The sequence below is a fragment of the Thioalkalivibrio sp. ALE23 genome, from assembly GCF_000378545.1.
Lineage (GTDB): Bacteria > Pseudomonadota > Gammaproteobacteria > Ectothiorhodospirales > Ectothiorhodospiraceae > Thioalkalivibrio.
The window spans coordinates 279376-293692 of the sequence record NZ_KB900032.1 but is presented as its reverse complement, the minus strand read 5'-3'; the positions used below and the strand labels follow the sequence as shown (position 1 = coordinate 293692).

The 14317-nt window shown below is 65.7% G+C and carries 20 protein-coding genes; 9 read left to right on the top strand and 11 right to left on the bottom strand.

Annotated features, from left to right (window positions below):
* Positions 1-2: 2 nt before the first annotated feature.
* Positions 3-1259, top strand: a complete 1257-nt coding sequence (locus F573_RS0105135) for an FAD-dependent oxidoreductase (protein ID WP_019021703.1) — start codon at positions 3-5, stop codon at positions 1257-1259.
* A gap of 18 nt (positions 1260-1277) precedes the next feature.
* Here F573_RS0105135 and F573_RS0105130 read toward each other — a convergent pair whose 3' ends face one another.
* The 3 genes from F573_RS0105130 to F573_RS0105120 are packed head-to-tail and all read right to left on the bottom strand — an operon-like array spanning position 1278 to position 3616.
* Positions 1278-2630, bottom strand: coding sequence for an ATP-binding protein (locus F573_RS0105130; RefSeq protein WP_019021702.1), 1353 nt, complete (start codon positions 2628-2630; stop codon positions 1278-1280).
* 21 nt (positions 2631-2651) lie between these two features.
* Positions 2652-3353: a response regulator transcription factor gene (locus tag F573_RS0105125; protein WP_018869253.1), complete on the bottom strand. Its 702-nt coding sequence runs from the start codon at positions 3351-3353 to the stop codon at positions 2652-2654.
* Positions 3350-3616 carry a hypothetical protein gene (locus F573_RS0105120; protein WP_018869252.1) on the bottom strand — a complete coding sequence of 89 codons (267 nt, stop codon included), beginning with the start codon at positions 3614-3616 and terminating at the stop codon, positions 3350-3352. The genes F573_RS0105125 and F573_RS0105120 overlap by 4 nt, the downstream gene beginning before the upstream one ends.
* A 131-nt stretch (positions 3617-3747) precedes the next feature.
* Between F573_RS0105120 and F573_RS0105115 the strand changes: the two genes are divergently transcribed.
* On the top strand, positions 3748-4083 hold the full coding sequence (locus F573_RS0105115) for a DUF2288 domain-containing protein (protein WP_018869251.1): 336 nt from the start codon (positions 3748-3750) through the stop codon (positions 4081-4083).
* Positions 4084-4269: 186 nt separating this feature from the next.
* On the opposite strand, the gene F573_RS0105110 is transcribed toward F573_RS0105115, so the two are convergent.
* Positions 4270-4581: a PilZ domain-containing protein gene (locus F573_RS0105110; RefSeq protein WP_018869250.1), complete on the bottom strand. Its 312-nt coding sequence runs from the start codon at positions 4579-4581 to the stop codon at positions 4270-4272.
* Positions 4582-4811: 230 nt separating this feature from the next.
* Between F573_RS0105110 and F573_RS0105105 the strand changes: the two genes are divergently transcribed.
* Positions 4812-5123: a c-type cytochrome gene (locus F573_RS0105105; protein WP_018869249.1), complete on the top strand. Its 312-nt coding sequence runs from the start codon at positions 4812-4814 to the stop codon at positions 5121-5123.
* Between the two features lie 32 nt (positions 5124-5155).
* Entirely contained in the window at positions 5156-6451 is a 1296-nt protein-coding gene (locus tag F573_RS0105100) for an NAD(P)/FAD-dependent oxidoreductase (protein ID WP_018869248.1), read from the top strand.
* 99 nt (positions 6452-6550) lie between these two features.
* Here F573_RS0105100 and F573_RS0105095 read toward each other — a convergent pair whose 3' ends face one another.
* Entirely contained in the window at positions 6551-6751 is a 201-nt protein-coding gene (locus F573_RS0105095) for a YdcH family protein (protein WP_018869247.1), read from the bottom strand.
* Between the two features lie 95 nt (positions 6752-6846).
* Here F573_RS0105095 and F573_RS0105090 point away from each other — a divergent pair, with 95 nt between their 5' ends.
* Positions 6847-7617 (top strand): S9 family peptidase, encoded by a 771-nt coding sequence (locus F573_RS0105090; RefSeq protein WP_019021701.1) that lies wholly within the window; start codon positions 6847-6849, stop codon positions 7615-7617.
* Between the two features lie 168 nt (positions 7618-7785).
* On the opposite strand, the gene F573_RS0105085 is transcribed toward F573_RS0105090, so the two are convergent.
* Positions 7786-8526 (bottom strand): ferredoxin--NADP reductase, encoded by a 741-nt coding sequence (locus F573_RS0105085; protein WP_019021700.1) that lies wholly within the window; start codon positions 8524-8526, stop codon positions 7786-7788.
* 123 nt (positions 8527-8649) lie between these two features.
* On the opposite strand from F573_RS0105085, the gene F573_RS0105080 reads away from it, so the two are divergent.
* The 3 genes from F573_RS0105080 (at position 8650) to F573_RS0105070 (ending at position 10036) form a co-directional block, all read left to right on the top strand.
* The gene (locus F573_RS0105080; protein WP_019021699.1) at positions 8650-9231 is read left to right on the top strand and encodes a thioredoxin family protein; all 582 of its coding nucleotides are present in this window, start codon (positions 8650-8652) and stop codon (positions 9229-9231) included.
* A 221-nt stretch (positions 9232-9452) separates the two neighbouring features.
* A complete protein-coding gene (locus F573_RS0105075) occupies positions 9453-9659 on the top strand; it encodes an AbrB/MazE/SpoVT family DNA-binding domain-containing protein (protein WP_019021698.1) in 207 nt (68 codons plus the stop codon).
* Positions 9656-10036 (top strand): type II toxin-antitoxin system VapC family toxin, encoded by a 381-nt coding sequence (locus tag F573_RS0105070; RefSeq protein ID WP_019021697.1) that lies wholly within the window; start codon positions 9656-9658, stop codon positions 10034-10036. Before F573_RS0105075 ends, F573_RS0105070 begins: the two co-directional genes overlap by 4 nt.
* Positions 10037-10111: 75 nt before the next feature.
* Here the strand turns inward: F573_RS0105070 and F573_RS15500 are convergent, their stop codons facing one another.
* Together F573_RS15500 and F573_RS15495 are read right to left on the bottom strand one after the other, a co-directional pair.
* Complete coding sequence (locus tag F573_RS15500; RefSeq protein WP_255349432.1) at positions 10112-10393, bottom strand: DUF3800 domain-containing protein; 282 nt, start codon at positions 10391-10393, stop codon at positions 10112-10114.
* A 19-nt stretch (positions 10394-10412) separates the two neighbouring features.
* Entirely contained in the window at positions 10413-10841 is a 429-nt protein-coding gene (locus tag F573_RS15495) for a DUF3800 domain-containing protein (protein WP_255349430.1), read from the bottom strand.
* Between the two features lie 358 nt (positions 10842-11199).
* Between F573_RS15495 and F573_RS0105060 the strand changes: the two genes are divergently transcribed.
* Positions 11200-11721, top strand: a complete 522-nt coding sequence (locus F573_RS0105060) for a hypothetical protein (protein WP_026300804.1) — start codon at positions 11200-11202, stop codon at positions 11719-11721.
* A 194-nt stretch (positions 11722-11915) separates the two neighbouring features.
* Here the strand turns inward: F573_RS0105060 and F573_RS14795 are convergent, their stop codons facing one another.
* From F573_RS14795 to F573_RS15210, 3 genes are read right to left on the bottom strand one after another with little or no spacing between them, the layout of a single operon-like run.
* Positions 11916-13118: a PilX N-terminal domain-containing pilus assembly protein gene (locus F573_RS14795; protein ID WP_081619207.1), complete on the bottom strand. Its 1203-nt coding sequence runs from the start codon at positions 13116-13118 to the stop codon at positions 11916-11918.
* A gap of 58 nt (positions 13119-13176) precedes the next feature.
* Positions 13177-13359, bottom strand: a complete 183-nt coding sequence (locus F573_RS15215; RefSeq protein WP_019021693.1) for a hypothetical protein — start codon at positions 13357-13359, stop codon at positions 13177-13179.
* A gap of 44 nt (positions 13360-13403) precedes the next feature.
* On the bottom strand, positions 13404-14306 hold the full coding sequence (locus F573_RS15210) for a prepilin-type N-terminal cleavage/methylation domain-containing protein (protein WP_019021692.1): 903 nt from the start codon (positions 14304-14306) through the stop codon (positions 13404-13406).
* Positions 14307-14317 lie beyond the last annotated feature (11 nt).

The following is a 14317-nucleotide window of genomic DNA, read 5'->3' as shown; positions in this document are numbered from 1 at the left end:
GCATGCATGTGGTGGTCATCGGAGCCGGCGTGATGGGGGTCACCACCGCGTGGTATCTGCGCGAGGCCGGACTCGATGTCACCCTCCTGGATGCCGCGACGGAACCGGCGGCCGGCGCCAGCCATGCCAACGGCGGCATGCTGCACGCCAGCCATGCCGAGCCCTGGAACACCCCCGGCGTGGGCCTCGACCTGCTGCGCTATCTGGGGCGCGAGGACTCCCCGCTGCTGATGCGCCCGCGCGCCCTGCCGGGACTGGCCGGCTGGGGTCTGCGGTTTCTGTGGCACAGCCGGCGTTCGGCCTTCCAGCGGCACGCCCTGGTCAACGCCCGCCTGGCCGCCTTCTCCCTGCGCGAGACCCGGCGCCTGAATCGGGAGCTGGCCGGCTCCGGCCTGGACTTCGACTTCCGTGAATCCGGCATCCTCAAGGTCTTCCGCGATCCGGACAGCCTCGCCCGCAACCGGCATGCGGCCGAGGCCATGCAGGACGAGGGCGTGCGGTTCGAGGCCTGGGACACCGAGCAGGTGATCAACCGCGAACCGGCGCTGGCCGGGGTGCGCGACGAACTCTGCGGCGGGCTGTATTTCCCGGATGATGCCATCGGGGATGCGCGCCGCTTCACCACCGGACTGCTCGAGCTGGCGCGGGACCGCGGCCTGCGCTACCGGCCCGCGACACGGGTGCGGCGGCTGCGCACGTTCCAGGGGCGAATCGACGCGATCGAGACCGATGAGGGACCGATTGCAGCCGATGCCTGCGTAGTCGCGAGCGGACACGAGGCCCCGGCGCTGCTGCGCCCGCTCGGGCTGCACCTGCCGGTGGCCCCGGTGAAGGGCTATTCCCTGAGCCTGCCGATGGATGCCGAACGGCGACTGAACCTGCCGCTGATCGACGACGCCAACAAGGTGGTCATGACCCCGCTGGGCGATCAGCTGCGGCTGGCCGGCACCGCCGAGTTCGCCGGCACCGACGCGCGCATGGAACCCCGACGCGCAGCCAACGTGCTGGCCCAGTGCCGGCGCACGCTGACCGCGCTGCCGGCGGAGCTCGACCGCGAGACCATGGCCCCTTGGGCCGGGCTGCGCCCGATGAGCGATCGCGGTACGCCGATCCTGGGGCCCACGGCGGTACCGGGTCTGCATCTCAACACCGGCGCCGGGCATCTCGGCTGGACCTTTGCCTGCGGCGCGGCGGCGCTGGTGCGCGACGGGCTGCTGGGGCGGGCGCCCGAGGCCTCGCTGGAGGACTTCCGGCTCTGAGACGGGCGCACACGGGCCTCAGTCGCCGACCGGGGCGAACACCAGCCGCAGCCGCGCGCCACCCAGCTCCGGCGCACGCTCGATCTCCAGCTGACCACCATGATCGCTGACCAGGGTGTGGATGATGCTGAGCCCCAGGCCCTGGCCCGCCGCCTGTCCGTCCGCGTCTTCGCGCGTGTCGGCCCGCTGGCCGCGTTCCAGGACCCGCTCGCGATCGGCCGGGTCGATCCCGGGCCCGTCGTCATCCACCGTCAGCACGGTTTCCCGCTCATCGCAGTGTGTGGTGATCCGCACCCGCGAGCGGGCGTGGCGCACCGCGTTGTCCAGCAGATTCCCCAGGAGTTCAAGCATCGCGCCCGAATCCATGCGCAGGGCACAGCCCTCCGCCACATCGGTCTCCAGCGACACCCCCTGGTGCTCCGCCAGCCGCCGCAGGGCGCGGCAGGTGCGCTCGATCACCGGGGCCAGGGGCTCGGGCGTCTGGAACGGCACCGGGCCCACCCGCTGGGCCTGGTTGAGCTGGTGCTGGACCATCGCCTGCAGGCGGTCGACCTGGCGCCGCAGGTCTTCGTGATCGGGGGCGTGCCCTTCCAGATTCAGGCGCAGCGAGGCGATCGGGGTCTTGAGACTGTGGGCAAGATCCGCCAGTGCGTTCTGCTGGCGCACCAGGCGCTCGCGCTCGAAGTCGATCAGGTCGTTGATGGAGCCGGTCAGCGCCCCGATCTCGCGCGGATACGGTCCCTCCAGATGCACCCGGTCACCGTGGCGCAGGGCGTCCAGCTCCGCGCGCACCCTGCGCAGCGGCCGCAGGCCCCAGAACCACAACGCCAGGATCAGGGCCACGATCAGCGACAGGGTCATGGTCAGCAGGCCCTGCCACAGACTGTAGCGGTAGCTTTCGACCTGCTCGTCGAATGCGCTGCGATCCTCCAGCATCTGGAACACCAGCGGCACCGATTCGCCATCCAGCTGCCAGCGCACCGTCATGCTGTAGGCAAAGTATTCGTCGCGCGTCCAGTCATTCAGTTCGGTGGCCACCGCCGACGGCGAACGCCAGACGGTATCGCCGGTGGGCCCGAGGATGCGCGCGTACAGCCCGCCGCCGGGCAGCTGCAGCCGGCTCTCCGGCAGCATCTGCGGCACCCGCACGTCGTCTTCCGCGAGCACCTCGACCATGCCCATCAGCAGCAGCACCTGCGCCTCCAGCCGGGTTTCGGCCGCGTCCGCGGCATTGTCGCGAAAGGCGGTTTCCAGCACCCATGCGGTCAGCACCGAGAACAGCAGCACCACCGCCACCGCCACCAGCCCCATGCGCAGGAGCAACGGCGCGCGGGCGGCGCGATCGGCCAGGGAACGCTCGGCAAGGGCCATGGAAGGGCGTGACGTAACCGTTCAGGCGTCGGCCGAAGCGGCGTCGGGCTGCAGGGCGAAACGATAACCGCGGCCGCGCAGGGTCTCGATCACGCCCAGCCCGCCGTCCGGGTCCAGCTTGCGCCGCAGGCGCCCGATCAGCACCTCGATCACGTTGCTCTCGCGGTCATCGTCGTGCTCGTAGAGATAGTCGGCCAGGGCGTCCTTGCTCAGCACCCGGCCGGGCTGGCGGGCCAGATGCAGCAGCAGGCGGTACTCGAAGGTGGTCAGGCTCACGCCCTCGCCGTTCAGCCACACGGCATCGGAGGCGGTGTCGATCACCAGCGGGCCAAAGCGCAGCGCCTCGTGCCCCGACTGCAGGCTGCGCCGCGCCAGCGCGCGCAGGCGCGCCACCAGCTCCTCCACGTGGAAGGGTTTGGTCAGGTAGTCGTCGGCGCCTGCCTCCAGACCCTCGACCTTGTCCTGCCAGCGGTCACGGGCGGTCAGCACCAGGATCGGCAGCCGCGGCTTGTGTTCGCGGGTCCGGCGGATCACGTCCAGGCCGTCCATCCCGGGCAGGCCCAGGTCCACCACGGCGATGTCACAGTTGTATTCGGTCAGCAGATACAGCCCGGTGTCGCCATCGGCGGCGGTGTCCACCCGGCAGCCCGATTCCTGCAGCTCTCCGGCCAGCTGGCCGCGCAGCGCCGAATCATCCTCCACCAGCACGATTCGCAGGTTCATCGCTGCACCTCCGTGCCCTGTTCGATCCGCAGCGTCCGGACCTCCTGATTCTCGGTCAGGATACGCACCACGAAGACCCGTACGCTGCCCTCGCCGTCATTTTCCCGGGCCGAAAGGATCCGCCCGGGATACAGCGCCTCCACCTGTTCGACCGCCTCGTCCAGCGTCCACACCGGGTTGCGATCCGCCCCGTCCTCGCGCGCACCGGCGCCCCCCGCCAGCAACAGGATCAGAAGGAACACCACGGGGGCAAGACGGGACATTCGGATTCCCCACACACTGGACAACATCAACAATCTCTCCCTGACTGAGTTCGACGGACGGTTGCAGTGCCAAGGGTATCCGCCTAGCCTGAACCGCATCTGAAATCCGCATGCGACACAGCCGAGCCACCATGTCCGAACCCAGCGATCTTCCCGTCGAACCACCGGCCGACCCCGAGGCCGAAATCCCCATCGAGGAGGAGGCCGGCCCCATCCGCTGGAGCGAGCTGATGCCCCATTTCGCCCGCGGTGTCGTGATTCGCGTGGCGCCCGAACTGGACCTGATCGAGGTGGCCCGCGCCTTCCGTGACGATGCCACCCACGAGGTCAGCGCGTGGCTGGCCAGCGGCCAGGTGGCGCGCGCCTCCGACGAGGACGCCCGCCGCTGGACCGAGGCCGATCCGGTGTTCACCGCCATCGTGGCCGCCCCGTGGGTGCTGGCCCAGGAGCGGACGACGGCGCATTAGGCGGTTTGGCCCCGGTCGGCCGGAGGGCCGGCCTCCTACCCCCCGACCGTAGGAGGCCAGCCCTCTGGCCGATCAGGGGCCACCCCCGGCGCCGGATCGCGCAGGGGGCTGCGCTCCTACAAGCCCCCAGCCGTAGGAGGCCAGCCCTCTGGCCGATTGGGTTACCCCGCGGCCGATCCCGCGCGTTCAGCCGCCGAGGGCCTCGGGGTCGAAGCGCACCGCAATGCCGTCCTCGTGCACACGCACGACCTGGGCACGAACCTTCGGTGGCGCGTCACCATCCCCCAGCAGGCCGAAGACCTGCAGCATCAGCTCGTCGTCCGACTCGAGCTCGAGCAAGCCCCTGAGGTCCGGTTTCTGCCCCTCCTCCCAGCGCAGGAAGGCCCCGCCACCGGAGATGTCATTGGTGGTCAGGGTCACCGGCTCGCCATCGCCCGCCGATACCACCACGTTGACCGTCATCGGTATCCGCGGATGACGTCGCCGCTCCTCGATCATGGTTCCATCCCCTTGCTGTCTTAGAAAACGCTAATCGAAAACGATTTTTTTTTGTGCTATACCGTCGAGGCAATGATCGACCCAAGGCGAGATCATGCGCAAGGCCGGGCATGAACCCGGCCGCGCCAATGAAGAGCCCGGATCGTCACACCGGGCCGGAGGATGAAGGCAGCGCATCACGGCTGTCGCCGCTAAAACAGCAAACCTTCAAGACGGAGGAGTCCGTAACAATGAAGAAATCGCGCCTTACTTTCGCGGGGCTGGTCGGGGCCGTGGCCCTTGCCATTCCGTTCGCTCAGGCCACGGCCGGCGACGAAATCACGCGTGGACAGCTGATGGCCGACACCTGCGTGAACTGCCACAGCGCCGCGTCCGCCGAGGCCGGGGGTGCCCCGGATCTCAGTAACTATCCCTCCAGCCTCATTGTCAGCCAGATGAAGGCGTTCCGCGATGGCGAACGCCCGGCCACGGTCATGGACCGTCACGCCACCGGCTACACCGATGAGGAAATCGAGGCCCTGGCCGCCTACTTCGGCCAGTGAACGGCCCAGCACACAAGAGAGGGAGAGACATCATGCAGGAATTTTCCCGCCGTAATTTCATCAAGGTCGTCGGCGCGGGGAGCGCCGTGGCCCTGACCGGCATCGGCTGTGCGCCGCACAAGACGCGTGCCCCCGAAAAGGCCCATGTCGTCGTGGTCGGTGGTGGCTCCGGTGGCGCCACCGCCGCGAAGTACCTGAAAAGGTATTCGCCGGAACTCAACGTCACCCTGGTCGAGCCCAACGCCCGCTATTACACCTGCTATGGCAGTAACTGGGTGCTGGGCGGCATCGTCGACATGGACTTCATCGAACAGACCTACGGCGCGCTGGAAAGCCGCCACGGGGTCCGGGTCGTGCAGGATCGCGTGACCGCGGTGGACGCCGACGGCCGCAACGTCCGTCTCGCCAGTGGCGAGACCCTGCAGTACGACAAGCTGGTCATGTCCCCGGGCATCGATTTCCGCTACGACCGCACCGAGGGCATCAGCGAGGCCGACGCCGAGCGCATCCCGCACGCCTGGAAGGCCGGTGACCAGACCCGTATCCTGCGCCAGCAGCTCGAAGACATGCCCAATGGCGGCACGTTCGTGATGGTGGCCCCGCCGAACCCTTTCCGCTGCCCGCCCGGGCCGTATGAGCGCGTGTCCCTGATCGCGAACTACTTCAAGCAGGAGAAGCCCCGCTCCAAGATCATCATCCTTGACCAGAAGGACGGCTTCTCCAAGCAGGGCCTGTTCGAAGAAGGCTGGGAACAGGAATACGGCGACATGATCGAATGGCGCCCGGCCTCGGACGGCGGTCTGGTCGAGGAGATCGACGTCCGCAACATGACCGCGGTGACCGAAGCCGGTTTCGAGCGGGTCGAGGCCGACGTGATGAACTTCATCCCGGCCCAGCACGCCAACCAGGTCATGCACGACGCCGGACTCACCAACGCGGAGGGCTGGTGCCCGGTGCGCCAGGACACCTTCAGGTCCGAGCGTGACGACAACATCTATGTGCTGGGCGACGCCTCCGTGGCCGGTGCGATGCCGAAGTCGGGCCATTCCGCCAACACCCAGGGCAAGATGGTCGCCGCCGCGATCAGCCACGAACTGGCCGGCCGCGATCCGATCACCCCGACCGCGGTGAACACCTGCTACAGCCTGGTCACGCCGGACTACGGCATCAGCGTGGCGGCGGTGTACCAGTTCAAGGACGGCCAGATGGCCGGCGTGGAAGGCGCCGGCGGTGTCAGCCCGACGGGTGCATCCAGCCGCTTCCGTGAGCAGGAAGCGCAGTACACCCGCGGCTGGTACGCCGGCATTACCGCGGACATCTGGGGCTGACCGAAGCCTTTAGCCTCATCACACGAACGGGATGGACCCTGTTGACGGCGCCCTCCGGGGCGCCGTTTTTTTGCGCCCCCTCCCGCCACCGCGCCTTCCTCAGGCGTTCAGATCCGGGATCAGGCGGCTGCGCAGCCGCGCAATGGTGTCCTTGAGCTGAAGCTTGCGCTTCTTCAGCCGACGGATCTCGAGAAAATCCGGGGACGGCCCGGCGTGCATGGCGGCGATCGCCGAATCCAGCGCCCGGTGCTCCGCCTCCAGTTCCGTCAGTCGTGCCCTGATCTCGCTGTCGTATTCCACGTCCGCTCCCCGGAGTCCGTCGCCTCGCGTATCATCCCAGACCGGTCCGGCCGGGGCCACAGCCCCGACCATCCCGCCACTTCGGAGACCGGAACATGGCCATACGCAACACCTCGCTGTCCATCCCCACGCCGCGCGGAGTCCGGCTGAGCGGCGTCCTGGTGGAACCCGACGGGCCACCGCGCGGCAAGGCCTGCATCGCCCACTGCTTCGCCTGTTCCAAGGACTTCCCCGCCACCGTGCGCCTGGCCCGCGCGCTGGCCGAGGAGGGCTACGCCACCCTGCGCTTCGATTTCGCGGGCCTTGGCGAATCCGAAGGGACGTTCGCGGACTCCACCCTCCAGACCGGCCACGAAGACCTCGAAGCGGCACTGGACACCCTCGCCGCGCATCATCCGGACACGGAGCCCACCCTGCTGCTCGGCCACAGTTTCGGCGGAGCGCTGGCCATTCTCGTCGCCCCCGAGCGCCCGGAGGTCGACGGCGTGGTCACCATCGCCGCCCCCAGCCGCCCCGGGCACGTGCGCCACCTGTTCCAGGACCACGCCGAGGAGATCGCGCGCGAGGGACACGCCCGGCTGATCATCGGGGGGCGCCCGGTCACCATCGGCCGGGCGCTGCTGGAATCCATCGAGGAGCCCACGCTGGAGACCGCGCTGGCCCGGCTCAACCGACCGATCCTGCTGCTGCATGCCCCCGGGGATACCGTGGTCAACGTCGACCACGCCGGGCATATCTTCCGCATGGCGCAGCACCCGCGCAGCTTCGTCGCCCTCAACCGCGTCGACCACCTGCTCTCACGCCCGGAACACACCCGCTACGTCGCCGGCCTGATCCGCGCCTGGTCCGCCAACCTGACCGATTGACACCGCCCCGGATCGCGCAGGGGGCTGCGCTCCTACCAGACCCTCCCCGGCCGTAGGAGGCCAGCCCTCTGGCCGATCGGGCCATCCCCGGCGCCGGATCGCGCAGGGGGCTGCGCTCCTACGAGACCTCCCCCGGCCGTAGGAGGCCAGCCCTCTGGCCGATCGGGGCTACCAGTAGCTTTCGGTGGTGAGATGCCCCGGCTTGCGGCGGCGGTTCTTCTCCAGGCCCCGTTCGCGCAGCAGGGCCTGGGTGTCGGAAACCATGTCGGGGTTGCCGCAGAGCATCACCTGGGAGTGCTCCGGCGAAAAATCGATTCCCGCCTGCGCCTCCAGCTCGCCCTCCGACAGCGCCGTGGTGATGCGCCCCTGGATGGCACCGGGGTGTGCCTCACGGCTGACGAAGGGGATGTACTGGAACCGCTGCGCATCGCGCTCCGAAAAGCCCGCAATGGTGTCCTGGTAGGTCAGCTCCTCGGCGTGGCGCACCGCATGCACCAGACGGATGTTCTCGAAGCGCTCCCAGGGCTCGTCGGTCTTCAGGATGGACAGGAACGGCCCGATCCCGGTCCCCGTCGACAGCAGCCACAGGTCACGTCCGTCAGGGATCTCGTTCAGGGTGAAAAACCCCGTGGCACGCGGCATCAGCTCCACCGTGTCGCCGGGTTCGAGCTGCACCAGGCGGTTGGACAGCGGCCCGTCCGGCACGGTGATCATGTAGAAATCCAGCGGGCGCTCGTCCGGGGCGTTCACGTACGAGTACGGCCGCCCCACCAGTTCGCCGTCGATCTCCATGCGCAGACGGTTGAACTGCCCGGCCACGAACGGTTCCACGTCCGCATCGATGCGCAGCGAGAACAGGCGGTCGGTCCACTGCTTGCGTTCCTGCACGGTGCCGGTCACCCAGCCCATATTCCTGACTCCTGTACTTGGTTAAAGGCAAGCATGCGGGCCGCGCCCGGGCATTTCAAGCAACCCCGGGGCGGCCCCTATAATAGCGGGCATCTCTGAAAACCACAGACAGGAGCACAACCGATGGCACGCACCCCCTCGCAGATGATCGAGCTGGGCACCGAAGCCCCCAACTTCCAGCTGCCCGATGTCGTCTCCGGCGAGACCATCAGCCTGGACAGCTTCCCCGACGCCAAGGGCTACATGATCGCGTTCATCTGCAACCACTGCCCCTTCGTGCAGCTCATCCGCCACGAGTTCGCGCGCTACGGGCGTGAATACACCGAAAAGGGCATCGCAGTGATCGCCATCAACTCCAACGACATCGAGGCCGTCCCCGAAGACGCCCCCGACGCGATGCGCGACGACGCCCGCCGTTTCGGCTACAAGTTCCCCTACTGCCTCGACGAAGACCAGTCCGTGGCCAGGGCCTACCAGGCCGCCTGCACCCCGGATCTGTACCTGTTCGACGCCGAGCGCAAGCTCTACTACCGCGGCCAGTTCGACAGCACCCGTCCCGGCAGCGACCAGCCCGTCACCGGCGAAGACCTGCGCAACGCCACCGAGGCCCTGCTCGCCGGCCAGCCCGCGCCCGAGCCCCAGCACCCCAGCCTCGGCTGCAACATCAAGTGGAAGCCCGGCAACGAACCCGCCTATTTCGCCTGAAACCCGTCGACGAACGCCGCGATCGGCGAGAGGGCTCGCCTCCTACGGGCCGGGGGCGCCTTGTGGGAGCGCAGCCCCCTGCGCGATCCGGCACCGGGGCTGGCCCGATCGGCCAGAGAGCGGGCCTCCACGAGAGGAGGGGGAGTGCGGGAACCTTCGCCCATCTTCGGGATCGATGATACATTGGTAAAACGAATTATCGATCGATCAGGGTGCTGAAAATGGAAGCCCTCACCATCTCTCCGAAATATCAGGTCGTCATCCCCAGGGCGGTACGCGAGGCGCTGCATCTTCGTGCAGGCCAGAAGGTGCAGATTATTGCGTACGACGACCGTATCGAACTGATTCCCGAGCGGCGTATGAGCGACATGCGGGGGTTCCTCAAGGGCATTGACCCTGATGTCCCGCGCGAGGGAGATCGCGTGTGAACGTGGTCGATTCGTCCGCGTGGCTGGAATACTTTGCCGACGGTCCCAATGCCGAAGTTTTTGCAGACGCCATCGAGACCACGCGAGAACTGATCGTCCCAACGATCAGCCTCTACGAAGTCTTCAAACGGGTACTCCAGCAACGAGGCGAGGCGGCAGCCTTGCAGGCAGCCGCATTGATGCAGCAGGGCGAACTCGTCGAACTCACGGGGCCTTTGGCCCTGTCCGCCGCCAATCTCGGCAACCAGCATGGTCTCCCGCTCGCCGACAGCATCATCTACGCCACCGCGCGCGCCCATCAGGCCGACCTCTGGACTCAGGACGCCGATTTCGACGGGCTTCCGGCTGTTCACTACATCCCGAAGCCTTCCCCGTAAGAGGCCAGCCCTCTGGCCGATCGGGCCTGTCCAACACCCAAATCGGCGAGAGGGCTCGCCTCCTGCGGGCCGGGGTTACCTTGTGGGAGCGCAGCCCCCTGCGCGATCCAGCGCGCGGTCAATCACGCACGTAATACCCGTGTCGCGTCGGTCCCTGCGAATCGAAACAGTGCGAAATTCGGTTGAACAGCGCGCTGTCCCGCGTTCGTGATGCCGATAGATCGCATGGGCCACCAGATCCGCCAGCTGGATCAAACGCGACGCTCTCGAATCAAGGAACACCGGGACTTCGGCGTAGTTGTACGTCTTTCCCCAGGCGTGTCCGTAGTGCTTGAAATCTCGCGCCAGAGACTGAATCCGCTGCTCGGTAGAGGATTTATCCAGAAGAATCAGGCCCCGCTGAGGATCGCCGTGCCGGGCGTAGCAGCGCTTCAGGAACAGTGCAAAGTTGCTCGAAAAGGTGTTCCACAGGATCTTCGCCCGGAATCCCCGTCTTGCGCACGGCTCCGCCAAACAGGCGAACGCCCTGAGGGTGATGCCTCACCACAACATCCAGTGCATCCTCCATGGCCTGCGTCCGATCTTCCCGAGAGACCCTGCGCCAGGCATTCTTGCCGCTGCGCATGGGAGAGCCATGGAGCTCGACACCGTGAGGATTTTGTGGATCGAAGCGGGCCGCAATCGCGTTAAGCTCGTCCTCGAGGAAATGGGCCTTGCGCTCGAAGACACTCACGCCAGCCAGGACGAAGAAATCCTCGGCCGAATTCGCGACGCTCCCTGACTCATCCAGGTAAAGGAGATGCATGGCTTCCCTGCCCGCTTACAAAAAGGCCGCCCTGATGGCGGCCATTCAGACATTTTGAGGGAGCCGAGGGAGTAACGGAACTCCAAACATTGCAGGATAAGGCAACGCTACCCGACTCGCATAATGGATGCTGCGACCGGATCGTCCCAATGTCAAGAGCCGGACACGGGAACGAGCGAGGAGTGCGAGCCTCAACGCGATGCGGCATCGCAGGATACCCCAATCGGCCAGAGGGCTGGCCTCCTACGGGCCGGGGTTACCTTGTGGGAGCGCAGCCCCCTGCGCGATGCGGCGCGATTTTGGGCGGGTGCGGCGGGATCGTATACTCGCCGGACGTATACGCAACCAGCGGTGTCGCATGCCCCCGAGCAATATCGTCGAAGGCCCTCGCGTAGCCACCTGGCACTGTCCCTCCTGCCGCGAATCGGTGCCGCGACTGCTGCCCAACGGCAGCGCCAACCGCGTGACCCTGCCGCCCGAACGCACCATGCTGCCGGATGACGACATCCGCGCGGCCTGCGAACGGGTACAGGGTCTGCGCGCCCCGGAGGTGTGCTATGCCTGCGACCAGGCGTTCCAGGAACTGCTGGGCACTCTGGTGCGCCCGCCGGCCGAGGAAGGCGACGCCCGGGGCGACCCCGGGCTGAACGACACCGGCGTGATCGGTGCCCTGGTCCCGCTGGCCGAACGCGGGACCCAGCTGCTCATCTTCAACGTGATCGCCGGCGAACTGCGCTGCACCGAGATCGAATACCTGACCGACTTCGACCCCGACCGCCTCACCTATCCCGGATCACGCGGGGCGATCGCCCCGCGGATATGGGAGCTCTACGAGCAGCACCTCGCACAATTACATAACAGCCCCAGCGCAAAGCCATGAAAGGCTGGCAACCCTATTAATCCTCAAGCTCACAACGCATCCAGGCACTCAGCGAAAGTAACCAAAAAAGAACAAAGAAAGAAGGCCAGCCAGAATACGCGTAATTTAAGCGCAGTAACGCACCTCGCACAACCCCCGATCCGAGACGACCCTCAATCGCTCCATCAACCCAACGTCCCGAGCCCCAACCAAAGTTACCGCAAATATTCGCTCCAGCCAGACACATTCACCCCGGAGCCAGCACCACCACCAGCCCGATCCAAAGCCTCTCGGCTATATCTTACTGCCGGCGTACCGTTAGCGGGGAACGCATCATATTCACAATTATTAAGATCCCCACCACAATGCCTTTCTGCGTAGTCTTCATCCGGACAACCGGTAGAATCAATGATTACAGCGCCGTACACATTGGGGTTCCCGCCCATGTCCAAAGTGCCACAATTTTCGATAAAAATCAGACCGACAAACAACGCATTACCGCCCATCTCCACATCTTGACCATCCACCACCAAAGTGCCCACCTCATGATCACTCCCCGACAACTCTGACATGTCGGTTCGACCACTCTCTAATGAAGTTTCCGGCTCGCTATCCCCAAAAATCGATTGCCGGGTAGGCGAGGTGGATTCGCCGGTGTCAGGATCATCATCAAAGTCATCCTTGGTCAAGGCCACATCGTTACCACGACCTTCGACCAGGTTGCCGTCCGCATCAAGCCCCTGATACGGGTCATGATTGCCGCCAGCTCCGATGGTACTGGCATCAGGGTCGTCCAGATATACCGAAGGAACGGCCGGCAAGTCACGGTTTTCCCCTTCTGGCTCCATTCGACACCCAGCACCGCTACAAGACAGGTCAGGGATTGGATGGTCAAAGCCGGATACGGTACCGAAGCCTTCGTCAGCCCCCTGACCCGCGCCCGCTTCAATATTACAGCCATCACCCAGACAAGAAATTGCTGCCGGAGCATTGGCTGCAGGCCCTGCCGACGGAGACAGACTTATTCGAACCATTGATTCACCAAGAATCTCCGCCCCATCGGGAGTCCGCTGGTAACCGCGCACAGCGAGCGTCAAGGGGCGGCTATCCCAATCGATAGATCCCCCATGGGGATCAACGAACTCATAATGTCGCCCTTCCTGAATCACCGAGCGCACAAACTCCTCTTCACTCGACGGATCACTTTCGGGCCATCCATACTGCTCGATATACGAAATCAGGTCGGAAGCACCGGCCTCTGCAGCCATATGAGCGGAACTGGAGCTTAGCTGGTTACCCGTCATCCGCTCCTGCAGGTTGGCTCCCTGCAGACCCGCAAGGGTCACCAGGGTCGCCACCACGAGCAGGATAAGGCCGATGGCCAGGGCAGCACCCGACTGTTTTCTGCGGTTTGTCATTTGTATTCCTCACTTCCAGGTTTTCCCTGGCTTCCTGATATGACTGCGTCTCCAGCCATTAGTCGACTTCGCACTGAGTCACGGTCTCGTCAGAAACAACCTCCCCGTCACGCAGGATCTCGATGCGCTGAATGCGCGCATCGAGGCCCGCGAAGGAGAAATCACAGGTATACGTGGCGTTCCCTCTGCTGCCGCCAATCTCACAACTACCGGATACTTCATTGTTGCTCAGATCGGTCACTCGCCATTCGTAGTTGTCACGGTGGTTACCCTCTACGCCGCCACTTACCGATTCAGGACACGTTTCCCAGCCACCGCTGCCAGGCCCGCCGTTCCCGTTGTCGTCACCGTTCCCGTTGTCGTCGCCGTTCCCGTTGTCGTCACCGTTCCCGTTGTCGTCGCCGTTCCCGTTTCGTCGCCGTTCCCGTTGGCACCGTTCCCGCCACCGGTGCCACCGCCATTTCCGCCGGTGCCGCCGTTTGCGCTGGCGAAAACGGCATCGCGCATGGTGGCGGCGAACAGGCTTGAACGGCCGATGTCCTCTCCAGAGCGGCGCGACTGCATGGCGAGCTGGATGGCGACACTGCGGACATCCGCCCAGGTGTCCGGGTCTTCCTCCCAGTCGGAAAGGCTTTGCCGCCAGAAAGTCTCGCCGGACATCCCGTAGCGCACGAACCAGTCATCGCCGGTACCCAGATCGTTCGACAGCCCTTCCACGAGGGTTCGGGGGCCGGCATTGTCGCTACCGTCCGGGGCTTCGACCTCGCAGGCAAGGTCTTGCCCGCCATGATCGGGGTTGTCTCGGAAGGAAAAGATGTTGACCACCTCATCGAGGCCACCCGCGTCTGCGTCAAAATCGTCGTAATCCGTGATGCTGCGACCAAGGCAATCCTTGACGCCGGTCCAGTCTTCGGCCTCGGTATGCCGCATGGCGACGCGTAGCTGTTCGTCGTTCTCCGGCTCCTCGATGGCCGTGCCCTGCCGGATTACTCGGCTGAGAGTATGCGATCCGAAGCGGAAGGCTTCCTGGGCATCGTCGAGTTCGGCCTTGAGTCGGTAGGTTTCCTGGTTGGAGACGAAGACCGAAATCACGGCGCCGATAAGCAGCAGGCCGAGGACCAGCCCCACCATCAGCTCGATGAGGGTGAAACCGCCACTTCCGTGGATGCGCGAGAATGCCCGTTGCATGTTCTGGCTCC